The organism is Pseudooceanicola antarcticus, from assembly GCF_900215355.1.
GTDB lineage: Bacteria > Pseudomonadota > Alphaproteobacteria > Rhodobacterales > Rhodobacteraceae > Pseudooceanicola > Pseudooceanicola antarcticus.
The window spans coordinates 312,695-332,952 of record NZ_OBEA01000001.1 but is presented as its reverse complement, the minus strand read 5'-3'; the positions used below and the strand labels follow the sequence as shown (position 1 = coordinate 332,952).

20 protein-coding genes are annotated in these 20,258 nt (G+C 68.0%); 10 read left to right on the top strand and 10 right to left on the bottom strand.

Annotated features, from left to right (window positions below; all coding sequences use genetic code 11):
- Positions 1-59 precede the first annotated feature (59 nt).
- Entirely contained in the window at positions 60-701 is a 642-nt protein-coding gene (locus tag CRO50_RS01650) for a Hint domain-containing protein (protein ID WP_097144129.1), read from the bottom strand.
- A gap of 91 nt (positions 702-792) precedes the next feature.
- Here CRO50_RS01650 and nth point away from each other — a divergent pair, with 91 nt between their 5' ends.
- The 5 genes from nth (at position 793) to lpxK (ending at position 5,086) form a co-directional block, all read left to right on the top strand.
- The gene (gene nth, locus CRO50_RS01645; RefSeq protein WP_097144128.1) at positions 793-1,437 is read left to right on the top strand and encodes an endonuclease III; all 645 of its coding nucleotides are present in this window, start codon (positions 793-795) and stop codon (positions 1,435-1,437) included.
- The gene (locus CRO50_RS01640; protein WP_097144127.1) at positions 1,434-2,420 is read left to right on the top strand and encodes an adenosine kinase; all 987 of its coding nucleotides are present in this window, start codon (positions 1,434-1,436) and stop codon (positions 2,418-2,420) included. Before nth ends, CRO50_RS01640 begins: the two co-directional genes overlap by 4 nt.
- Before the next feature lie 222 nt (positions 2,421-2,642).
- A complete protein-coding gene (locus CRO50_RS01635; protein ID WP_097144126.1) occupies positions 2,643-2,888 on the top strand; it encodes a DUF4170 domain-containing protein in 246 nt (81 codons plus the stop codon).
- Between the two features lie 39 nt (positions 2,889-2,927).
- Positions 2,928-4,112 (top strand): 3-deoxy-D-manno-octulosonic acid transferase, encoded by a 1,185-nt coding sequence (locus tag CRO50_RS01630; protein WP_179747186.1) that lies wholly within the window; start codon positions 2,928-2,930, stop codon positions 4,110-4,112.
- Entirely contained in the window at positions 4,112-5,086 is a 975-nt protein-coding gene (gene lpxK / locus CRO50_RS01625) for a tetraacyldisaccharide 4'-kinase (protein WP_179747185.1), read from the top strand. The genes CRO50_RS01630 and lpxK overlap by 1 nt, the downstream gene beginning before the upstream one ends.
- Positions 5,087-5,188: 102 nt before the next feature.
- Here the strand turns inward: lpxK and CRO50_RS01620 are convergent, their stop codons facing one another.
- The 3 genes from CRO50_RS01620 to CRO50_RS01610 all read right to left on the bottom strand — a co-directional run bounded on the left by CRO50_RS01620 (position 5,189) and on the right by CRO50_RS01610 (position 9,019).
- Positions 5,189-5,989 (bottom strand): inositol monophosphatase family protein, encoded by an 801-nt coding sequence (locus CRO50_RS01620; RefSeq protein ID WP_097144677.1) that lies wholly within the window; start codon positions 5,987-5,989, stop codon positions 5,189-5,191.
- Positions 5,990-6,011: 22 nt separating this feature from the next.
- Positions 6,012-7,358, bottom strand: coding sequence for a TldD/PmbA family protein (locus tag CRO50_RS01615; protein ID WP_097144123.1), 1,347 nt, complete (start codon positions 7,356-7,358; stop codon positions 6,012-6,014).
- A gap of 104 nt (positions 7,359-7,462) precedes the next feature.
- The gene (locus CRO50_RS01610; RefSeq protein ID WP_097144122.1) at positions 7,463-9,019 is read right to left on the bottom strand and encodes a DUF2125 domain-containing protein; all 1,557 of its coding nucleotides are present in this window, start codon (positions 9,017-9,019) and stop codon (positions 7,463-7,465) included.
- Between the two features lie 194 nt (positions 9,020-9,213).
- Here CRO50_RS01610 and CRO50_RS01605 point away from each other — a divergent pair, with 194 nt between their 5' ends.
- Together CRO50_RS01605 and CRO50_RS01600 are read left to right on the top strand one after the other, a co-directional pair.
- Entirely contained in the window at positions 9,214-9,969 is a 756-nt protein-coding gene (locus CRO50_RS01605; protein ID WP_097144121.1) for an SDR family oxidoreductase, read from the top strand.
- Complete coding sequence (locus CRO50_RS01600) at positions 9,966-10,577, top strand: enoyl-CoA hydratase/isomerase family protein (RefSeq protein WP_097144120.1); 612 nt, start codon at positions 9,966-9,968, stop codon at positions 10,575-10,577. Before CRO50_RS01605 ends, CRO50_RS01600 begins: the two co-directional genes overlap by 4 nt.
- Before the next feature lie 75 nt (positions 10,578-10,652).
- Here the strand turns inward: CRO50_RS01600 and CRO50_RS01595 are convergent, their stop codons facing one another.
- Positions 10,653-10,946, bottom strand: a complete 294-nt coding sequence (locus CRO50_RS01595; RefSeq protein ID WP_097144119.1) for an HNH endonuclease family protein — start codon at positions 10,944-10,946, stop codon at positions 10,653-10,655.
- On the opposite strand from CRO50_RS01595, the gene CRO50_RS01590 reads away from it, so the two are divergent.
- The gene (locus CRO50_RS01590) at positions 10,945-12,144 is read left to right on the top strand and encodes a TIGR03862 family flavoprotein (RefSeq protein WP_097144118.1); all 1,200 of its coding nucleotides are present in this window, start codon (positions 10,945-10,947) and stop codon (positions 12,142-12,144) included. The two genes, CRO50_RS01595 and CRO50_RS01590, sit on opposite strands and share 2 nt — an antisense overlap.
- On the opposite strand, the gene CRO50_RS01585 is transcribed toward CRO50_RS01590, so the two are convergent.
- The 4 genes from CRO50_RS01585 to leuS all read right to left on the bottom strand — a co-directional run bounded on the left by CRO50_RS01585 (position 12,123) and on the right by leuS (position 16,935).
- Positions 12,123-12,749 (bottom strand): glutathione S-transferase family protein, encoded by a 627-nt coding sequence (locus CRO50_RS01585; RefSeq protein WP_097144117.1) that lies wholly within the window; start codon positions 12,747-12,749, stop codon positions 12,123-12,125. The two genes, CRO50_RS01590 and CRO50_RS01585, sit on opposite strands and share 22 nt — an antisense overlap.
- 100 nt (positions 12,750-12,849) lie before the next feature.
- Positions 12,850-13,878 carry a DNA polymerase III subunit delta gene (gene holA / locus CRO50_RS01580; RefSeq protein ID WP_097144116.1) on the bottom strand — a complete coding sequence of 343 codons (1,029 nt, stop codon included), beginning with the start codon at positions 13,876-13,878 and terminating at the stop codon, positions 12,850-12,852.
- Positions 13,875-14,357: an LPS assembly lipoprotein LptE gene (gene lptE, locus CRO50_RS01575; RefSeq protein WP_232617779.1), complete on the bottom strand. Its 483-nt coding sequence runs from the start codon at positions 14,355-14,357 to the stop codon at positions 13,875-13,877. The genes holA and lptE overlap by 4 nt, the downstream gene beginning before the upstream one ends.
- Before the next feature lie 13 nt (positions 14,358-14,370).
- Positions 14,371-16,935, bottom strand: coding sequence for a leucine--tRNA ligase (leuS, locus tag CRO50_RS01570; RefSeq protein ID WP_097144114.1), 2,565 nt, complete (start codon positions 16,933-16,935; stop codon positions 14,371-14,373).
- Between the two features lie 137 nt (positions 16,936-17,072).
- Here leuS and CRO50_RS01565 point away from each other — a divergent pair, with 137 nt between their 5' ends.
- Positions 17,073-18,329 carry a glycosyltransferase gene (locus CRO50_RS01565; protein ID WP_097144113.1) on the top strand — a complete coding sequence of 419 codons (1,257 nt, stop codon included), beginning with the start codon at positions 17,073-17,075 and terminating at the stop codon, positions 18,327-18,329.
- 228 nt (positions 18,330-18,557) lie between these two features.
- Here the strand turns inward: CRO50_RS01565 and CRO50_RS01560 are convergent, their stop codons facing one another.
- A complete protein-coding gene (locus CRO50_RS01560) occupies positions 18,558-19,025 on the bottom strand; it encodes a DUF3576 domain-containing protein (RefSeq protein WP_097144112.1) in 468 nt (155 codons plus the stop codon).
- Positions 19,026-19,312: 287 nt separating this feature from the next.
- Here CRO50_RS01560 and CRO50_RS01555 point away from each other — a divergent pair, with 287 nt between their 5' ends.
- On the top strand, positions 19,313-20,131 hold the full coding sequence (locus tag CRO50_RS01555) for a porin (RefSeq protein ID WP_097144111.1): 819 nt from the start codon (positions 19,313-19,315) through the stop codon (positions 20,129-20,131).
- Positions 20,132-20,258 lie beyond the last annotated feature (127 nt).

Genomic DNA, 20,258 nt, shown 5'->3' with positions numbered 1-20,258 from the left:
CCTGGCATCACCAGGCTGAAAATACTCCCGCCGGAGGCGGTCCCGGCCCGCGCCGTGCCTCACGCGGCCAGCAGATCCAGGAGAGACAGTTCCGGCGGACATTCCTGGCGGATCAGCAGCGCCTCTTCGCGGGTCAGGCAATGGCGTGCCGCCCGCGCCTCGGGATCGAAAAGCGCCGTGGCCCGCTTCACCGCCGGCGGCAGCTCCAGCCGTTCGGCCATGGCGGTGCAGGTGCTTTCGACCCAGAGCGAGCCGGCCGAGATGATCTCGTGCTGTTCCATGATCACCAGGTGATAGGTCAGCCCGCCCATGGTCGGATCGGGACGCGAGCGGTTGCGGCGCGAGATGTCACCGAAGCGCGCCAGCGCCTCGTCACTGCCGAAGTTCAGCGCCACCTCGGGGCGGCGGATCAGCCCGCGATGGCCCGGCGCGACGCGCAGCTTTTCCGTCAGCTCGCCCTGGGGGCCGCATTCGCCGCGCAGGAAGGTCAGCGGCGGCGGCAGGGTGCCGCCACCGGGCAGCTGGCGCAGGCGCGCGATATGCAGCACCGGCTGGGCACCATGGTCACGGGTGATCAGCTTGTCGCCCGGCGCCAGCCATTCGATCGGCATTTCGCCGTCCAGCGTCAGCACCATGCAACCGGGCCCAAGGCCCGACAGCTGCAGGTCCCGCCCCTGCCGCAATGATGTAGAATCGTTCATCTGCCTGCCTCCGAAGCCACTTTCGGCACAAGCCCTTTCAGCCGGGTTAAATCCCTTGTTGCCGAAGGTCTTTCAGGGCAGAAACACCGCCATGGCCCGCCAATTGCCCTATCAGACCCTGCGCGAGATCTTCACTCGCTTCCAGCAGGCAGAGCCCACGCCCGAGGGCGAGCTCGATCACACCAATGCCTATACCCTGCTGGTTGCCGTCGCGCTTTCGGCCCAGGCCACCGATGTCGGGGTGAACCGTGCGACCAAGGACCTGTTTCCCATCGCCGATACGCCGCAGAAGATGCTGGCGCTCGGAGAGGAAGGCCTGATCGAGCACATCAAGACCATTGGCCTCTATCGCAACAAGGCGAAGAACGTCATCAAGATGGCGAAGATCCTGGTCGAGGACTACGGCGGCGAGGTCCCCAACTCCCGCGCGGCGCTCGAGAGCCTGCCGGGGGTGGGCCGCAAGACCGCCAACGTGGTGCTGAACATGTGGTGGCGGTTCCCGGCCCAGGCCGTGGACACCCATATCTTCCGCCTGGGCAACCGGGCGGGCATCGCGCCGGGCAAGGATGTCGTCGCCGTCGAGCGCGCCATCGAAGACAATATCCCCGTGGATTTCCAGCTCCACGCTCATCACTGGATGATCCTGCACGGACGTTACGTCTGCACTGCGCGTAAACCGAAATGCGGTACATGCCTGATCCGGGATCTCTGCGAATTCGAGGAAAAAGTTCTATGACCCAATATGACGTGATCGGTATCGGCAATGCCGTGATGGACGTGATCTCCCAGTCTGACGACGCCTTCCTGACCCGGATGGGCATCGAGAAGGGGATCATGCAGCTGATCGAGCAGGAGCGTGCCGAGCTTCTCTACGGTGCCATGGAAAACCGCCGCCAGATTCCCGGCGGCTCGGTGGCCAATACCGTGGCGGGCGTCGCCAACATGGGTCTGAAGACCGCCTTCATCGGCAAGGTGCGCGATGACGAGGTGGGCCGGGAATATGCCGAGAAGACCCGCCAGGGCGGCACCGATTTCCCCAATGACCCCTTCACCGGAGAGCAGCTGCCTTCGTCGCGTTCGATGATCTTCGTCTCGCCCGATGGCGAACGCTCGATGAATACCTACCTGGGCATCTCTTCCGAGGTCGGCCCGGACGATGTGCCGGACGAGGTCTGCAAGAACGCCCGCATCCTGTTCCTCGAGGGCTATCTCTACGACAAGCCCAAGGGCAAGCAGGCCTTCGAGACCGCCGCCCGCATCACCCGCGCCGCCGGTGGCATGGCCGGGATTGCCCTGTCGGACCCCTTCTGCGTCGACCGCCACCGCGAGGACTTCCGCAAGCTGGTGAAGGAGCTCGACTACGTGATCGGCAACGAGCACGAGTGGAAATCCCTCTACGAGACCGAGGACCTGGGCTTTGCCCTGGAAACCGCCGCCGCCGAGTCGGGCCTGGTTGTCTGCACCCGCTCCGGCCACGACGTGGTCATCGTGCGCGGCGAGGAAGAGGCCATCGTCCCGGTGACCGAGGTCACCCCGGTGGATGCCACCGGCGCCGGTGACCTCTTCGCCGGCGGCTTCCTCTTCGGCCTGGCCAAGGGCGCGGACCTGGCCACCGCGGGCCGCATGGGCTGCGTTGCCGCGGCCGAGGTGATCTCTCATTACGGTGCACGCCCCGAGACGGACCTCAAGGCGCTCTTCAAGGCCGAAGGGCTGCTCTAAGCGCGCGCGGGGGCGGGCGCCCCGCCGGGGCGCGGCCTCCGGGTGGCGGATCTGGGGACGGGCTCAAAGCAGGGCGCGCGCTGCCGTTCGGCTAGATTGCGCGTCCGTCACGCCCCGTCGGCGGCCTCCGGCGACCCATCATCGCAGGGCGGAGGCCGCACTTGACCCGCCCCCCGCAATCGGCGCAAACCTGCGCCTGAAGCATCCGGAAAGGAAACGCCCATGGCGCAGCGCCTGCACCTTGTCTTCGGCGGAGAGCTTGTCGATCCGTCCAAGAACGTCTTCCGTGACATCGACGACCTGCATATCGTCGGCATGTTCCCCTCTTATGCCGAAGCCTATGACGCCTGGAAGGCAGAGGCCCAGAAGACCGTCGATAACGCGCATATGCGCTACTACATCGCCCATATCCATCGGCTGCGGGACGAAGAGCTGGAAGGCTCGCCCACCGAGGAACTGGGCAACTGAGGCTTGATGGGCCCGACGGGACGCATTGCGCATAAGGCGTTGACCCGGCGGGGTGCGCGGGGCGGAGAGGATCTGCCGCCGCGCCCCGAGGGACCGCTGGTCTGGATTCACTGCCCCCGCGCCGGGCGCCGCAAACCGGCGGAAGAGCTGGCCCGGCGCCTGCTGCAGATGGATCACGGGGTCAGCGTCCTGCTGACCCTGGGAGAGCCCGACCGGCTGCCTCCCATCGACGATCCCTCGCTGATCACCCTGCCCGCTCCGGGGGACGAGACCTCGGTGTTGCAGTCCTTCTTCGCCCATTGGCGGCCGGCGCTGCTGGTCTGGCTCTCGGGCGATCTGCGCCCGGCGCTGCTGGCCCAGGCGCGGCGTGCCGGTTGCCGGATGCTGCTGGCCGAGGCCGAAGAGGATGGCTTCACGGCGCCGCGGTTCAGCCTGCGCCCCAACCAGACCCGCCGCATGCTGGAGCGCTTCGATGCGCTCTGCGCCAGCACCGCCAATGCGGCGCGGCGCTTGCAGCGCCTGGGGGCCGATCCCGCCAAGATCGAGATCACCGGCCCGCTGCAGGAAGCGGGCGCGGCACTGCCCTGCAACGAGGACCTGCGCGACGAGCTGGCCGGAGAGCTGGCAGGCCGTCCGATCTGGCTGTCCGCCATGGTCCACCGGGAGGAACTGGCCGCGGTGCTCGACGCGCATCGCCGCGCCTCGCGGCTGGCGCATCGGCTGCTGTTGCTGCTGGTGCCGGATGACCCGGAAGAGGCCGGTGCGTTCCGCGAGGTGCTGGACGAAGAGGGCTGGCGCTATCTCAGCTGGTCCGAGGGCGACATGCCGCGCGAGGAAACCCAGGTGCTGCTGGCCGATACCCGTGGCGACATGGGGCTCTGGTACCGGCTTTCGCCGGTTACCTTCATGGCGGGTTCGCTGATGCGGGGGATGAAGGGGCATGATCCCTTCGAGCCGGCGACGCTTGGCTCCGCGGTGCTCTACGGGCCCTTCGTGGCGCATCATCTGCCCGCCTATTCGCGGCTGGCGCAGGCGGGCGCGGCGCGGCTGATCCGCGATTCCGACAGCCTGGCGCAGGGGCTGTCGCGTATCCTCGCCCCCGACCAGGCCGCCACCATGGCCACCGCCGCCTGGGACGTGGCCACCGAGGGGGCCGAAATGACCGACCGCGTCTTTGCCTGGGTGGCCGAGGCGCTGGACGAAAGCCTGGAAGGGGCAAGTTGATGCAGGCTCCGGATTTCTGGTTCCGCCCGCCCGGTGTCCGGGCGCGGCTGCTGTCGCCGTTAGGCAAGCTTTATGCCACCGCCACGGCGCGCCGGCTGGCCGGTGGTACGCCGGTCGATCCCGGCGTGCCGGTGATCTGCGTCGGCAATCTCAACGCCGGGGGCACCGGCAAGACCCCGACGGCGATCGAGCTGCTGATGCGGCTCTCGGCGCGAGGGCTCAACCCGCATTTCCTGTCGCGCGGCTACGGTGGCACGCTGGAGGGGCCGGTCCAGGTCGACTCCAAACAGCACAGTGCCGATCAGACCGGCGACGAGCCGCTGCTGCTTGCCGCCTTCGCGCCGGGCTGGATCTCGAAGGATCGCCTGGCCGGGGCCCGAGCGGCGGTCGCGGCAGGGGCCGGGGTGATCGTCATGGACGATGGCTTCCAGGACCCTGCGTTGCGGAAGGCGCTCTCGATCGTCGTGGTGGATGCGGCGCGGGGCTTCGGCAACGGGCTCTGCCTGCCCGCCGGACCCCTGCGCGAGCCTGTCGCCGTCGGTATGGCGCGTGCCGACCTGTTGCTCTCGATCGGCAATGACGCGGCCCAGGCGGGCTTTGCCGCGCCCGAGGGGGTGCCGCATATGAAGGGCAGCCTGATGCCGCTGCCCACGGGGATGGACTGGCAGGACATGAAGGTCATGGCCTTCGCGGGCATCGGCCACCCCGAGAAGTTCTTCGCCACGCTCAAGTCGCTGGGGGTGCAGCTGCTGCATGGAGAGGCGCTGTCGGATCATCAGCCGCTGACCAACTCGCTGCTGACCCGGCTGGAGCGCGACGCGGCCCAGCATGGCGCCCAGCTGGTCACGACCGAGAAGGACGCCGTGCGCCTGCCGCAGGAGTATCGCCAGAAGGTGCTGACCCTTCCGGTGCGCCTGGCGCTCGAGGATGACACGGCGCTGGAAGAGCAGCTGGATCGTCTGTTTCCGGGCTAGGCCCCGTCGCCGTAAGGCGACAAATCTGTCCCGTCGCCCCGTGTGGCGACAAAAATGTTCCGTCGCCGGAGGCGTGGACCGCTGGGGCGGGCGCTTGGGTCTTCAGTCTCGCAGCGGCGGCAGAGAATCGCGCGGGGCGTCGGGATCGAGGCGCGAGAGGATCTGGGCATGCAGCGCCGCGCCTGCGGCGACCACGCCATCCAGCAGCGGACGCGGAGCGTTGAAGCGCAGCGGCCCGCCCGTGCGGTCGGTGACCGTCGCACCGGCTTCTTCCGCCAGCAGGGCGCCGGCGGCGATGTCCCATTCCCAGGAGGGGCGCAGGGTCATCATCGCGTCAAAGCGGCCTTCGGCCACCGAAGAGAGGCGATAGGCCAGCGAGGGGCGGTAGTGGCGGGCCACGTCCGGCACCGGGCCCAGCCAGTTCGCGGGGGCGTAATTGGGCTTTGCGGCGAGGAACTTCGCCCCGGAGATCCCGGCGCGGGTGGTGGCGCGGATCGGGGCGCCGTTCAGTGTCGCGCCGCTGCCCCTGGCTGCGGCATAGAGGCTGTCCTTGGCGGGCAGGAAGACCACCGCCGCCGTCACCACGCCATTGCGCGTCACGGCCAGTGAATGGGCCCAGGCGGTATTGTCCCCGGCGATGAAGGCGCGGGTGCCGTCGATCGGGTCGATGATGAAGACATGCTCATGGGCGAGCCGCGCCGCGTCGTCGGGGCGTTCTTCCGAGAGCCAGCCGTAGCCGGGACGCGCAGCGCGCAGGATCTCGTGCAGGCGCGCGTCCACGGCCAGGTCGGCATCTGTGACCGGCCCCTGGCCATCGGCTTTCTCGGTGATCTCGAGCCCGCGCGCCTTGCAGGCGAGGGCGATCTCTCCGACCTCGCGCGCCGCCTCTACCAGCAGCGCCATGTCCTCGGTGGGCTGTCCGGCCTCAGTTCCCGGCAAGGGTCATTCCTTCGACCAGCAGCGAGGGCACCCGCATCGAGGCCCAGGGCCTTGCGTCATTGGCCGGGATGATCCGGCCCAGCATGTCGCGCAGGTTGCCGGCGATGGTGCATTCGTTGACCGGGCGGGCGATCTGCCCGTTCTCGATCCAGAAGCCGCTGGCCCCGCGCGAGTAATCCCCGGTGTCGGGGTTGATCGTCGAACCGATCATCGAGGTCACCAGCAGCCCGGTGCCCATCTGCGAGATCAGCTCGGCCTGGCTGGCGCTGCCGGGGGTGAGCTCGATGTTCCAGTTGGTGGGCGAGGGCGGAGAGGTCAGCCCGCGCGCCGCATTGGCCGAGGGCGAGACGCCCAGCTTGCGGGCGGTGGCGAGGTCCACGGTCCAGCCGGTCAGCACGCCGTCCCGGACGATGTCGCGGGGCGCGGTCTGCAGCCCCTCGGCATCGAAGGGCCGCGAGGAGGTGCCGCGCGGGCGCAGCGGGTCCTCGGTCAGGCTCAGGCCCTCGGGCAGCACGGTCTCGCCAAGCGCGTTGCGCAGGAAGGAAGAGCCCCTCGCCACGGCCATGCCATTGGCGGCCGAGAGCAGGTGCCCGATGAGGCTGGCAGCGACGCGCTCGTCGAAGAGCACCGGGTAGGTGCCGGTCTTGGGGGCGGTGGCGCCCATGCGCTCCACGGCGCGGCGGGCGGCGCGTTCGCCGATCTCTTCGGCGCTGCGCATGTCGCTGGCGAAGATGCGGAAATCGCTGTCGTGGTCTCGTTCCATCGCGGCGCCGGTGCCGGCGATGGCGACACAGGCCAGCGAATGCGACGAGCGCCGGTAGCCGCCCTCGAAGCCGTTGGAGGCGGCCAGGTAGACCTCGCTCTCGCCATAGGCGGCGGAAGCGGTGGAGACCTGCGAGATCCCCTTCTGTGCCAGCGCCACCTCTTCGGTGCGGATGGCGGCCTCCTTCATGGCCTCGGGCGAGGGCTCGCCCGCCGGGTCGTACATTTCCAGGCCTGCCGCATCGCGGCGGGTGGCCAGCTGTTCAGGCTCAGCCAGGCCGATCCATTGATCCTCGGGGGCTTCGCGGGCCATGGCGACGGCGCGTTCGGCCATCATCGCCAGCCCTTCGCCCCGCGCGTCCGAGCCCGAGACACAGGCCTGCCGCTTGCCGATCAGCACCCGCAGGCCGATCTCGAAACCTTCCGAGCGTTCGGCCTGTTCCAGCGTGCCGCCGCGCACGTCGATCGAGACCGAGGTGCCCTGGCGCGCCAGCACATCGGCGCTGTCGGCACCGGCGCGGGTGGCGGCCTGGAGAAGGGCCTGCGAAAGATCGGGAAGCGAATGGGACATGGGAAAGCCTTGCATTTGATCCCTAGGACCTAGCCTTTGGCCGGGATCGGATCAAGGCGGGCGAAAGGGGGGCCGCTGGCCCCCCTTCCGAAACCTGACGTCGATCAGGGCATCATCATCTGGCCGTTGACCAGTACCTGCTCGTCCTCGGTGACCTCGATGGTCGAGGCCAGGTCGTCGGGCCCCGAGAGCTGGCGGGTGAACATGCCCGCCATCATCGGCACGGTCATCGCCTGTTGCGGCGGGATCAGGCCCATCTCGGCCAGGGTCTGCACCAGGCCCAGCACGCCCTGCGCCGTGGCATCCACCTGTCCGGTGAACTTCGGCATGTCGGGGTTGATCCGGGACTTGGCGCTGTTGTCGATGTCGAAGCTGCCATTGGCGCTGATCATCGCGCCGCCCAGTTTCACCAGCAGGCTGTTGAGGCTGAGCGAGCTGATCTCGCCCGGTGCCTCGTCGCCGTCCATCTCTTCCAGCTCGGAGAAGTCACTGGTCATCCGGCCCATGGCGCCAAGGTCCAGGCTGATGGTCATCGGATCGCGCGAGAGCTTGCCCGCCGGATCGAAAAGCGCCCAGAGCTGCTCGGGCAGGGCCACGTCCTGCAGGTTCAGCTTGAAGCCCAGGGGCTGCTCTTCGGGGGTGACGGTCAGCGGCATGGTCAGGCCGAAGCCAACCTGGCCGATGGTGGCGCCGGCGCCGGGCGGGATCATCGGCGCGCTCACCGACATGGCAAGATCTGAGGCCACGACCTGGGAGTCGAGCCCCTCGGCAGAGATGGAGAGATCGACCGCGCCCGCGGCGACGGTTTCCTCGTAGTGCAGCGGATCGGGGCCCTCGACATCCATCAGCATTGCGCCGGCGCCGTATTGCGCGTGCATGGCCAGGTTGTAGCCGGAGCGCAGCAGCTCGTCGAAGGCGACGGTCTCCAGGTCCTGCCCCTCGGGCAGGGCCAGCGTGCCGTTCATGGCCACGTCCGAGATGTTGCCGGTGGCAGTGATCCGAACCGGGCCCTCGCTGTCCTCTTCGGGGGCTAGCATGTCGAGGGTGAAGGAGATCGTGTCGACGCTGCCGGTGCCCTCGACCCGGTTCAGGTCGCCGCTGACGATCCGGCTGTCGCCGTTCAGGCCCGAGAAGGTGACCTCGGCCAGGTCTTCCAGCGGCGCCTCGTCGGGCGCGTCGATCCGGTCGATGCTCAGCACCAGCGTACCGTCGGAGACGACGGCCCGCATGTCGTCACGCTCGCCCGAGAAGACATATTCCAGGTCCGGGGCGGTGGCGGTCATCACCATCTCGGTGACCTCGCCGTCGAACTCCGAGCGGCTGGTGATGGTCAGGGCTGGGTCGAAGCGCATCACCACCTCGTCGCCGCGCGGCTCCAGGCGGTAGCCGGTCATGGTGGTGGTCGAGGTGATCTCTTCGTCGGCGATCTCCTGCACCATGGTCGAGACGATCCGGTCGATGACCAGGGTGTCGCCCTCCTTGTGGCTGTCGATATCTAGCTCGGTGGCCATGGTCATGGATTGGTCGGTCATCAGGTCCAGTACGTCTTCGGGGCTGAGCGCGAAGGCGGCGGGGGCTGTGACGGCCCAGAAGGCGAGGGCCGAAATGCCCTGTCGGGAAAGGGTTTTTCGCGAAATGCGGGACGAGAACTGAGCGGGCATGGAAATCTCCTGCGGAAGTAGAGCGCGAAGAGTGGCCTCTGGCAGGGGAACAATCAAGCGCGCAGGCCCCGGCCGGACGCTGTGGCATGAGGTCGCCTATCGCCGGGGGCTGCATGCTGGACGGGCGGCTGCGGGGAGGGTAGCTCTGGCTCGAAACACTTGTCAGGGCCCGCCTGGCCCGGAAGGGAGCCTCCATGACCGATCTGACCGGAAAGACCGCGATCATCACCGGCGCGAGCCGTGGCATCGGTGCCGCCGCCGCACGCCTTTTCGCCGAGAAGGGGGCCAATGTCGCCCTGCTGGCCCGTGGCGGCGACGAGATCGCCGAGATCGCCGGCGAGATCGGTGACAAGGCGGTGGCCATCCCCTGCGACGTGTCGCGCTACTGGGAGGTCGAGGAGGCGGTGAAGAAGGTCGCCGAGACCTTCGGCAGCGTCGACATCTTGATCAACAACGCCGGTATCCTGAAGCCGATCGCCTCGCTGGCCGAGGCCGATCCCGAGGGCTGGGGCCATGTGATCGACGTCAATATCAAGGGCGTCTTCAACGGCATGCGCGCCGCCATGCCGGTGATGATCGCCGCCGGTGGCGGCACCATCATCACGGTGAGCTCGGGCGCGGCCCATAATGCTCTGGAAGGCTGGAGCGCCTATTGCACCTCGAAGGCCGGGGCCGCCATGCTGACCCGCGCGGCGCATCTCGAGGGCGCCTCGAAGGGGCTGCGTGTCATGGGGCTGTCGCCGGGCACGGTGGCCACGCAGATGCAGCGGGACATCAAGGCCTCGGGGGTGAACCCGGTCAGCCAGCTGAACTGGGAAGACCACATCCCCGCCGAATGGCCCGCCAAGGCGCTTCTGTGGATGTGCGGCCCCGAGGCCGACAGCCACCTGGGCCAGGAGCTGGCCCTGCGCGACGAGGGCTTCCGCGCCGAGCTGGGCCTGGTGAAGTGATCCGCTCCGAGATCCTGGACAGCGGGCTGCACCTGGTCACGCTGGCGCGGCCCGAGAAGGCCAATGCGCTGAGCGCAGCCATGTTGCAGGAGCTGACCGGGGTCATTGCGGCCTCGACCGCCAGGGCGCTTGTCCTGACGGGTGAGGGGCGGGTCTTTTCCGCCGGTGCCGACCTTGACGAGGCGCATCGCGGCCTCGGGGTCTCGCCGCTGTGGGAGGAGCTTTCGGGCGCCGTCGCGGCGCATCCGGGGCTGACCATCGCGGCGCTGAACGGCACCCTTGCCGGGGGCGCCATGGGCATGGCCCTGGCCTGCGATCTGCGCCTTGCGGTGCCCGAGGCGCGGTTCTTCTACCCGGTGATGAAGCTGGGCTTCCTGCCGCAGCCCTCGGACCCGCGCCGGATGGGGCAGCTCATCGGGCCGTCGCGGACGAAGATGCTGCTGATGGGCGGGCAGAAGATCGGCGCCGAGGAGGCCCTGGCCTGGGGGCTCGTCGACCGGGTGGTCGCGCAGCCGCTGGTCGAGGCGCAGGCGCTGGCCGCCGATGTGCTGGCCGCCGCGCCGGAGCATGTGACGGCGATCAAGCGGATGTGTGGCCCCGAGACGTAGAGGGGGCGGGGGGCTCTGCCCCCCTTTCGCCTGCGGCTCAATTCCCCCTGGAGTATTTTCAGCCTGGTGATGGGATCAGCGATGGCGGCGCTTGCCCGGCGTCCTGGAATGAAAGTCGGGCGGGCGCCTTGCGACCCAGGCGGCGAATTTCGCCAGGCGGGGGTGGCGGCGCAGGGCTTCGGGCGTGTGGTAGTCGCGGGCCAGTTCGGACTCTGTCAGTGTGGCGTGGATCTCGTTGTGGCAAATCTGGTGCAGGCGGACCATCGGCCCCTTCTTGCCACCGCGCAGGCGCGGGATCAGGTGATGCAGGCTTTGTGGCGCATGGGGTGGTATGGGGCGCAGGCAGAGCGGACAGATGGGATGGGTCATGATCTCCGAGGATAATCAGACAGTGGAAAAAGGCGAGACCGCGCTGGTGATCGGCGGCGGCCCGGCGGGGCTGATGGCAGCCGAGGCGCTGGCCGGGGCCGGGCTGCCGGTGCTGGTGGCCGACAGGATGCCCAGCCTGGCGCGCAAGCTGCTGATGGCGGGCAAGTCGGGGCTGAACCTGACCAAGGCCGAGCCGCTGACCCCGATGCTGCGCGCCTATGGCGAGAGCGGCGACTGGCTGCGCCCGATGCTGCGCGACTTCGGCTCGGACCAGGTGCAGGCCTGGGCGCGGGGGCTGGGGCAGGAGCTGTTCATCGGCTCGACCGGGCGGGTCTTTCCGCGGGTGATGAAGGCCTCTCCGCTGCTGCGCGCCTGGCTGCGGCGGCTGGATGGCGCGGGGGTCGAGGTGGCCACCCGCTGGACCTGGCAGGGCTGGGACGGCGACCGGGTGCTCTTCGACACGCCCGACGGGCCGCTGCGGCTGGCACCGACGGTGACGGTGCTGGCGCTTGGCGGCGGAAGCTGGGCGCGGCTCGGCTCGGATGGGGCCTGGGCGCGGCACCTGGAGGGCGTCGCCCCCTTCGCGCCTTCGAACTGCGGCTTCCGGCGCAGCTGGTCGGATCACATGGCGGGTCATTTCGGTGCCCCGGTGAAGGCGGTGACCCTGCGCGCCGGTGGCCGCGGGAGCCGGGGGGAATTCGTCATTTCCCGTGGCGGGATCGAAGGCGGCGGCATCTATGCGCTCTCGGCGCCGCTGCGCGAGGGCGCGGCGCTGGAGATCGACCTTTTCCCGGACATGGGCGCCGACACCCTGGCCGAGAAGATCGACAGGCTGCGCAAGGGCGAGAGCGCGGGCAACCGGCTGCGCAAGCTGGGGCTCGATGGGGTGAAACGGGCGCTGGTGATGGAGCTGCTGCGCCCCATGCCCGCGGGCGCCGAGCTGGCCGCGGCGCTGAAGGCGCTGCCGCTGGCGCTGGAGGGCCCGCAGGATATGGACCGGGCGATCTCGACCGCCGGCGGCCTGACGCGTGCGGCGCTGGACGAGGGGCTGATGCTCAGGGCGCGGCCCGGCACCTTCGCCGCGGGCGAGATGCTAGACTGGGACGCGCCCACCGGGGGCTACCTGCTGACCGCCAGCCTTGCCACGGGGCTCTGGGCCGGGCGGGCGGCGGCGCGCTACGCGCTCTCGGAGGCCTGACGCGCGGCCAGCAGCTCTTTTTCCGAGGCCACGGCGCGGCGGTAGGCGTCGCGCGACCGCATGCGGGCACCATAGGCCTGCAGCGCCTCGTTGGGCACCTCGAACTTGGCCGCCACGGCCCAGTTGAGGCAATGGGCCAGCAGCAGGTCGGGCACGGTCATCTCGTCGCCCATCAGGAAGTCGCCCTGCATCCGGCTGGCCAGCACATCGCAGTTGCGGGCGAATTCCCAGGCCAGGGTCGGCTTGATCTCGGGCACGCGGCGCTCTGTTGGCAGGATGAAGCTGTGCCGGGTGGCGATCCAGAGCTGGCCTTCCAGCTCATCCACGATCTGCTGGGTGAGGCCGTCTTGCTGCGCCCGCGCGAGGCTGCCCGCCGGGGCGGTCATCCGGCCGGTGCTGTCGGCCAGCCAGGTCAGGATGGCCACCGAATCGGTCAGCGGCACGTCATCGACCATCAGCACCGGGATCTTGCCGAGCGGCGACTTCTCGCGGACCAGCGGGTCATGGGGATGGGCGTCCTGCCGTTCATAGGGCAGCCCCAGTTCCTCCAGCATCCACAGGACGCGGAACGTGCGGTTATTGGGACCGCCGATAAGCGTGTACATGAAATTTCCTCCCTCTCTCCTGCCGTCAGGGAAGCCCGGATGGGGCGGAAAGGCCAGAGTTTCGCTGCGTCTCGGCGGGTCGGCCCCGCCGGGGGGGCACCTAGCGCGGGCGGCCCAGCATGGCGAGGCGGATCAGCATGCGCTCGACCAGCGCCAGATCTGGCGCGGTGGCCCCGGCAGAGCGCAGGGCCAGGTCGGTCTCGATCACCAGCGACAGCGCCTGTTCCAGCTTCGGCGCGCCCCAGGCCCCGGCCTGGCGCATGATCCGGTCGCGGCGCGGGCCGAAGACCGGCGGGCGCAGCTTGCCGATGCCCTCTCCCGGTCCGCCGGGATGCGAGGCCACGGCATAGAGGGTGCGGAAATGGCGCAGCGCGGCGATGCAGAGGCCGGTGGGGTTCACCCCCTGGGCCTTCAGCCGCCGCATCACCGGGCCGATCTCGGCGGCGCGGGCCTCGGCCACGGCATGCAGCACGTCGTCCAGCTCGGCCTCGGTCGAGGCGGGGGCGCATAGCGCGATCTCTTCGCCCGTCAGCGGCGTGTCGTCGCCGTGCTTGTAGAGCGCCAGTTTCTCGACCGTCTGGCGGAAATCGCCGGGGTCGAGCGCCAGGGCCAGGTTGGTCAGGTCGCGCAGGGTGTCCGGGGGCAGCTTGCGCAGGCCCGCCTTGGCCAGGGTCGCCTCGATTTCCTCGCGCGAGGGCGGGTCGTCGTAGATGCCGCAGGCATGGGCGTTGCGGTGGCCCTCGAAGGCCTTGCGGATCTTCGACGTGGGCTTCAGCTGCCCCGCGGTAATCACCAGTTGCGCATCGCCCGGCTGCCATTCCTCCAGCGCCGCCAGGATCGCCGGCGCGCAGGTTTCGGTCACCTCTTCCACGAAGACGACACGGGGGCCGGCGAAGAAGCTCTGCGCCTTCATGGCGTCGATCAGCTTGGCGGTGTCGCGGCGCAGCTCTGCGCCCTGCATGCGCGAGAGGCGCATTTCCTCGTCGGCCTGGGGGCCGGTCAGATTGGCGATGATCTCTTGCCGGCGCAGCGCGATTCGCATGGCGTCGGGGCCATAGAGCAGGATGCCCGTGCTGCTGGCATCGGGCTTGCCGGCATAGCGGGCGATCTCGCGGGAGGCGAGCTTCATGTCTCGGCCGTGGGGACCGGGGGCAGCTCGGCCACCAGCCGGGTCATCAGCAGGTCCGACAGGATCACCACCACGCGGGCGCGGGCGTCGCTCTTGGCCGCCTGGGTGGCGACGGTCGAGCCGGTAGCGGAATAGCCGGTGAAAGAGGTCACCTCGCCACGCGTCAGCTCGTTCCCCCGTGCATCGCGCAGGGCGTAGTCGAGCCGGCCCGCGACGCGGAACCGGGTGGTCGAGTTCTCGGCGGTGACGGCCAGGCGGCTTTCCGACAGGCGCAGGGTCAGGTCCAGCGCGTAATCGGGCGCGGTGGCGCGACCCAGCCGGCCCTCCAACGCGCGGACCAGCTGGTAGCTTTCCTCGGTGTTGGGTTCGGGCAGGGCGGTGCGGCCATAGAGCCGCGAGGCCGGGCCGCCCGGTGCATAGACCGGGCTGAAGCCGCAGGCAGAGACCCCCGCCAGTCCGAGACCAGCGAGGAGTTTCAAGGCGTTACGTCGGTCAGGCAACCACATTCACGATCCGTCCGGGGACGACGATGATCTTCTTGGGCTGGGCCCCATCCAGCGTCCTTTGGACAGCATCGCTGGCCAGCGCCAGCTTTTCAACCTCGTCCTTCGGCATATCCTTGGGCACGGTCAGCTCGCCGCGCCGCTTGCCGTTGACCTGGATCGGCAGGGTCACCGTGTCCTCGACCAGCATGGCCTCGTCCGCGACGGGCCAGGGTGCCTGGGCGATCAGCCCCTCGCCGCCGAGGATCTGCCACATCTCTTCCGCCAGGTGCGGCGTCATCGGAGACATCAGCTGCGCCAGCACCTTCAGCGCCGTGCGCTTGGCCTCGGAACCCGCCTTCGACTTCGAGATCGTGTTGGTGAACCCGTAGAGCTTGGCGATCGAGGCGTTGAAGCCGAAGCTTTCCACCCCCAGGGTCACGTCGCGGATCGCCTTGTGCATCTCGCGCAGCAGCGCCTCGTCCTCGGAGGCATTGGCCGGGGCATCGCCCAACTCGGCGGCCATGCGCCAGACCCGCGCCAGGTGCTTGGAGGCCGCCTCGGCGCCCGATGCGGTCCATTCCACGTCACGCTCGGGCGGGGAGTCACTCAGCACGAACCAGCGCGCGGTATCTGCGCCGTACTGTCCGATGATCGCCACGGGATCGACGACGTTTTTCTTCGATTTCGACATCTTGGCCGAGGGGATGATCTGCACCTCGGTCCCGTCTTTCAGGAAGCCCTTGCCGTCGCGCAGCTCGACATCCTCGGGGTAGTGGTAGACCGGGCGGCCATCGGCACTCTTGGTCTGGTAGATCGCATGGGTCACCATGCCCTGGGTGAAGAGCGCATCGAAGGGCTCCGACGACTTGGCAGGCAGATGGCCACAGATCTGCATCGCCCGCGCGAAGAAGCGCGAATAGAGCAGGTGCAGGATCGCGTGTTCGATGCCGCCGATGTACTGATCGACGTTCATCCAGTATTCCGCCTCGGCCATGTCCACCGGTGTCTCGGCACGGGGCGAGGTGAAGCGGGCGAAGTACCAGGACGAATCGACGAAGGTATCCATCGTGTCCGTCTCGCGCAGGGCGGGCTTGCCGCAGGCGGGGCAGGCGCAATTGCGCCAGGTCGGGTGGCGGTCCAGCGGGTTGCCGGGCACCGCGAAGTCGATCGGCTTGTCGCCCTCGTCATAGGGCAGCTGGATCGGCAGGTTCTCTTTCTTCTCGGGCACCACGCCGCAATCGTCGCAATGGACGACGGGGATCGGGCAACCCCAGTAGCGCTGCCGCGAAAGGCCCCAGTCCCGCAGCCGGAACTTGGTCACGCCCTGGCCGATGCCCTTTTCCTCGGCATAGGCGACGGTGGCGTCGATGGCCTCGTTGCCGGTCATGATCTCTTCGCCCGCGACCTTGCGGATGAAACGCACCTTCTCGGGCTTGGGCGGCACGTAGGCGCCCTTTTCGGGGTAATCGCCCTCGACCGGCTCGAAGACCGGGGTGATCGGCAGGTCGTACTTGGAGGCGAATTCGTGGTCGCGTTCGTCATGGGCGGGCACGCCGAAGATGGCGCCGGTGCCGTAGTCCATCAGGATGAAGTTGGCGATCCAGACCGGCAGCTTCCATTCCGGATCAAGCGGATGGGAGACGGTCAGCCCGGTATCAAAGCCCAGCTTCTCGGCGGTCTCGATGGCCTCTTCGGTGGTGCCGCCCTTGCGCGCCTCGGTGCAGAAGGCCGCAACCTTCGGGTCCTTGGCCTCAAGCGCCTTGGCCAGCGGGTGATCGGGCGAGATGCCGACGAAGCTGGCACCCATCAGGGTGTCGGGACGGGTGGTATAGACCTCGATCTGCTCGAAGCCTTCCGCCGGTGCGGTCAGATCCCAGGCGAACTGCAGGCCACGGCTCTTGCCGATCCAGTTGGCCTGCATGGTCTTCACCTTGGCGGGCCAGTTGTCGAGACCGTCGAGCGCGCTCAGCAGATCCTCGGAGAAGTCCGAGATCTTGAAGAACCACTGGGTCAGCTCCTTGCGCTCGACCAGCGCGCCCGAGCGCCAGCCGCGGCCGTCCTCGACCTGCTCGTTGGCCAGCACGGTCATGTCGACCGGATCCCAGTTCACCACGGCGTTCTTGCGGTAGACCAGGCCCTTTTCGAGGAAATCGAGGAAGAGCGCCTGCTGCTGGCCGTAGTATTCCGGATCACAGGTGGCGAACATGCGCGACCAGTCGAGACCGAAGCCAAGCGGCTTCATCTGCTCGACCATCGTGTCGATGTTGGAATAGGTCCAGTCCTTGGGGTGGCCGCCATTGGCCATGGCGGCGTTCTCGGCCGGCATGCCGAAGGCGTCAAAGCCCATGGGATGCAGCACGTTATGCCCGGTGGACAGCTTGTAGCGCGCCACCACGTCGCCCATCGTGTAGTTGCGCACGTGTCCGATGTGGATGCGCCCCGAGGGGTAGGGGAACATCTCAAGCACGTAGTACTTGGGCTTGTCCCCGTCGCGGCGGGCCTTGAAGACCTGGGCGTCGTCCCAGGCCTTTTGCCATTTCGGTTCGATTTCGGCGGCGGAATAGCGCGACATTGCGGGCCCTCGGATGCGTCTGGCTTCAGGCGGGGTTGATATTGTGCCTGCGGCCAAGGGTCCAGCCCTTTGCGCGCGGGCGGCTTTTCAAGCCGCGGCAGGCGTGGTTCACTGGCACGGTTGCCGGAGTGTGCCCCTTGAATATCCTTTTCATTCACCAGAATTTTCCCGGTCAGTTCAAGCATCTGTCGGTGGCGCTGGCGGCGCAGGGTCACCAGGTGACCGCGCTGACGCTCAGGGTGAAGGAACCCGCCACCTGGCGTGGCGTCCGGGTCCTCCCCTATGGCGTCCAGCGCAGGGGCGGCCAGAAGCTGCATCCCTGGCTGCTGGACATGGACAGCAAGGTCACCCGGGGCGAGGCCTGCTACCACGCCGCGCAGAAGCTGAAGGAACAGGGCTACCACCCGGATGTGATCATCGCCCATCACGGCTGGGGAGAATCGCTCTTCCTGCGTGATGTCTGGCCGCGCGCCCGGCTGGGCATCTACTGCGAGCTCTACCACCTCGCGGGCTACCCCCACCTGGGCTTCGACCCCGAGTTCCAGTCCCGCGATCCCGGTGCCGAGGCGCTGCGCATCCGGCTGAAGAACCTCAACAACCACATGCACTTCGATGTGGCGCAGGCCGGGCTCTCTCCGACCAGCTTCCAGGCGGATACCTTCCCGCAGCCCTTCCGCGACAAGATCAGCGTGATCCACGACGGGATCGACACCGCCCAGGTGAAGCCCGATCCGGGCGTGCGTTTTGCCCTGGGCGACCGGGTGCTGACCCGCGACGACGAGGTGATCACCTTCGTCAATCGCAACCTCGAGCCCTACCGCGGCTACCACGTCTTCATGCGCGCCCTGCCGCAGCTCCTGCGCGCGCGGCCCGAGGCGCAGATCCTGATCACCGGCGGCGACGGCACCTCCTACGGGGCCAAGCCGCCGCCGGGGAAGACCTGGAAGCAGATCTTCATCGACGAGGTGCGCGGCCAGATCCCGGATGAAGACTGGGCGCGGGTGCATTTCCTTGGCCGTATCCCCTACGACCGGTTCCTCGACATGCTGCGGCTGAGCCGGCTGCATATCTACCTGACCTATCCCTTCGTGCTCTCGTGGTCCCTGCTCGAGGCCATGGCGATGGAATGCGCCATCGTCGCCTCTGACACCGCGCCGCTGCGCGAGGCGATCACCCATGACGAGACCGGACGGCTGGTCGACTTCTTCGATGCGGCCAAACTGGTGGAGGAGGTCTGCGCCCTGCTGGACGATGCCCCCGCCCGCGCCCGCCTTGGCGCGGCAGCGCGGGACCATATCGTCCAGACCTACGACCTGCAGAACATCTGCCTGCCGCAGCAGATCATCTGGGTCGAAGCGCTGGCCCGGCTTCCGGTGCCGGATCTCCCGGTCTGAGCGGGCCTGTCGATCCCTGCGGGATCGAGCCTCCGGCGGCAGTATTTTGGGCCGCCGGATAGAAGCAAGAGGCCCTTTCTCCATCCGGCGGCCAAAAATACTGCGGGGGAGTCTCCGGTACGGAGACGGGGGCAGAGCCGCCCTTCTGACTTTGGAAGTGGCGCCAAATGGCGACGGGGGCAGAGCCTCTCGGCCCCACCCCCGTCAAAACGCGGATCTTTCAGAAGATCAGAACTTGCGGTCGCCGGTGCGCAGTTGGCGGGCGCGGGTGAGGATCGCATCCTCGACGGCGCGCTGCGTGCCCGCGGCCACGGGGCGGCCACCGCTGGTCTGGATCGAGACGTTCAGCGAACGCGCTTCCAGCGCCGGGTCCGAGATATAGACGGTGGCGCGATAGGCGCGGCCGCCGCCCGGCGGGGTGCCGTAGCCGAAGGAGATGACGCCGGTGAAGGGGTCGATGGACTCGACGGGCAGGAAGTTCAGCACATCCAGGGAGGCGTTCCAGAGATAACGGTTCACCGCCACCTTGGTGCCGTCGTCCTTCTGGTTGAACAGGTCCCAGATCGTCTCGCGCTGTTTCAGCTGCTCCGAAGGGGTCGGACCCGGATCGGAGTTCTTGCCACAGGCCGCCAGTGCCAGAAGGCCGGCCACGGTCGCGCCCTTGGCCATCATTCGGATTGCGCGAGAAGTGATCATGCGTCGGCCCCGTATAGATTGGTCCCCTCCGATCTATCGAAGGCATCCCTTCGGGGCAAGCGCCTTTCAGGACCCGCATTTCCCCTGCCTGTCGCCCGCCGGACATAAAGCGCGCAGTGTGGCGGGGCCCAAGGGGCACTGTGGCACCTTTGCACCATTCCGGACTGCGGATTTAAGGGTCTCCGACGGTCCGCTTGCCAAGACAGAGCAAAAAGGGCGAAAGACCTTGGCATACCCACGACGGATTCTCCGTTTTGGGGCAGACTGAGAAAAACCGAGGGAAAACCATGAAAAAGATTCTCTTTGCATCGACCGCCCTGGTCGTGACCGCCGGCGCCGCTGCCGCTGACATCACCCTGTCCGGCTCCGCCAACATGGGCCTGTACTACGATGGCACCACCACCATCGTGAAGAACGAAATCGACTTCGGCATCAACGCTTCGGCGACCACCGATTCCGGCATCGAGTTCGGCGCTTCCATCGACCTGGACGCAGCCCACAACGACTCCACCAGCACCCAGGATCCGGGCTCCTTCGACCCCGAGGTCTACATCTCCTCCGGCGGCCTGACCCTGACCGTTGGCGACATCGGCGAAGCAGCTGACGTTGCTGGCCTGGCCGACGTCGGCTTCGACGAACTGGCCGTTGACGATGACGCAGAAGGCGTTGTTGCTCTGGGCAGCCACGACGTCTCCGTTGCCTACTCCATGGGCGACTACTCCTTCGGCGCGTCCTTCGACTCCGCTTCCTCCGACTGGGGTGTGAGCGTTTCGGGTTCCGCTTCCGACCTGTCCTTCGCTCTGGGCTATGCCGAGACCGCCGGCGCAGACAACTTCATCCTGGACCTGTCCTACGATCTGGGTGACGTCACCGTTGGTGCCGTGTACCTCGACGGCACCGCAGCTGGCTACGGCTTCGACGTTGCCTACACCGCCGGCGACCTGACCGTGACCTTCGTCTACGGCGACACCGACGCAGCTGGCGACGAAGCCGACTACGGTGTGGGCGCAGCCTACGACCTGGGTTCCGGCCTGGGCGTTGCTGGTGGCCTGGCTTCCGTCAACGGCACCACCGTTGCCGACTTCGGCGTGACCATGTCCTTCTAATAGACCCTACGGTCTATCGGAATTGGGAAGGGCGAGCCTTTGGCTCGCCCTTTCTGCTTTCCGGAAGTGCCTCGTGACGCTCGCCCGATGGGCCGGCCCAAGGCACCCGTTTCGGCAAAGGCGCCTG

What these genes read in the sequence shown, in the direction of transcription:
- CRO50_RS01650 (WP_097144129.1), bottom strand. Translation starts at nt 701, where the DNA reads ATGAACGATTCTACATCATTGCGGCAGGGGCGGGACCTGCAGCTGTCG.
- nth (WP_097144128.1), top strand. Translation starts at nt 793, where the DNA reads ATGGCCCGCCAATTGCCCTATCAGACCCTGCGCGAGATCTTCACTCGC.
- CRO50_RS01640 (WP_097144127.1), top strand. Translation starts at nt 1,434, where the DNA reads ATGACCCAATATGACGTGATCGGTATCGGCAATGCCGTGATGGACGTG.
- CRO50_RS01635 (WP_097144126.1), top strand. Translation starts at nt 2,643, where the DNA reads ATGGCGCAGCGCCTGCACCTTGTCTTCGGCGGAGAGCTTGTCGATCCG.
- lpxK (WP_179747185.1), top strand. Translation starts at nt 4,112, where the DNA reads ATGCAGGCTCCGGATTTCTGGTTCCGCCCGCCCGGTGTCCGGGCGCGG.
- CRO50_RS01620 (WP_097144677.1), bottom strand. Translation starts at nt 5,989, where the DNA reads ATGGCGCTGCTGGTAGAGGCGGCGCGCGAGGTCGGAGAGATCGCCCTC.
- CRO50_RS01615 (WP_097144123.1), bottom strand. Translation starts at nt 7,358, where the DNA reads ATGTCCCATTCGCTTCCCGATCTTTCGCAGGCCCTTCTCCAGGCCGCC.
- CRO50_RS01610 (WP_097144122.1), bottom strand. Translation starts at nt 9,019, where the DNA reads ATGCCCGCTCAGTTCTCGTCCCGCATTTCGCGAAAAACCCTTTCCCGA.
- CRO50_RS01605 (WP_097144121.1), top strand. Translation starts at nt 9,214, where the DNA reads ATGACCGATCTGACCGGAAAGACCGCGATCATCACCGGCGCGAGCCGT.
- CRO50_RS01590 (WP_097144118.1), top strand. Translation starts at nt 10,945, where the DNA reads ATGATCTCCGAGGATAATCAGACAGTGGAAAAAGGCGAGACCGCGCTG.
- CRO50_RS01595 (WP_097144119.1), bottom strand. Translation starts at nt 10,946, where the DNA reads ATGACCCATCCCATCTGTCCGCTCTGCCTGCGCCCCATACCACCCCAT.
- CRO50_RS01585 (WP_097144117.1), bottom strand. Translation starts at nt 12,749, where the DNA reads ATGTACACGCTTATCGGCGGTCCCAATAACCGCACGTTCCGCGTCCTG.
- holA (WP_097144116.1), bottom strand. Translation starts at nt 13,878, where the DNA reads ATGAAGCTCGCCTCCCGCGAGATCGCCCGCTATGCCGGCAAGCCCGAT.
- leuS (WP_097144114.1), bottom strand. Translation starts at nt 16,935, where the DNA reads ATGTCGCGCTATTCCGCCGCCGAAATCGAACCGAAATGGCAAAAGGCC.
- CRO50_RS01560 (WP_097144112.1), bottom strand. Translation starts at nt 19,025, where the DNA reads ATGATCACTTCTCGCGCAATCCGAATGATGGCCAAGGGCGCGACCGTG.
- CRO50_RS01555 (WP_097144111.1), top strand. Translation starts at nt 19,313, where the DNA reads ATGAAAAAGATTCTCTTTGCATCGACCGCCCTGGTCGTGACCGCCGGC.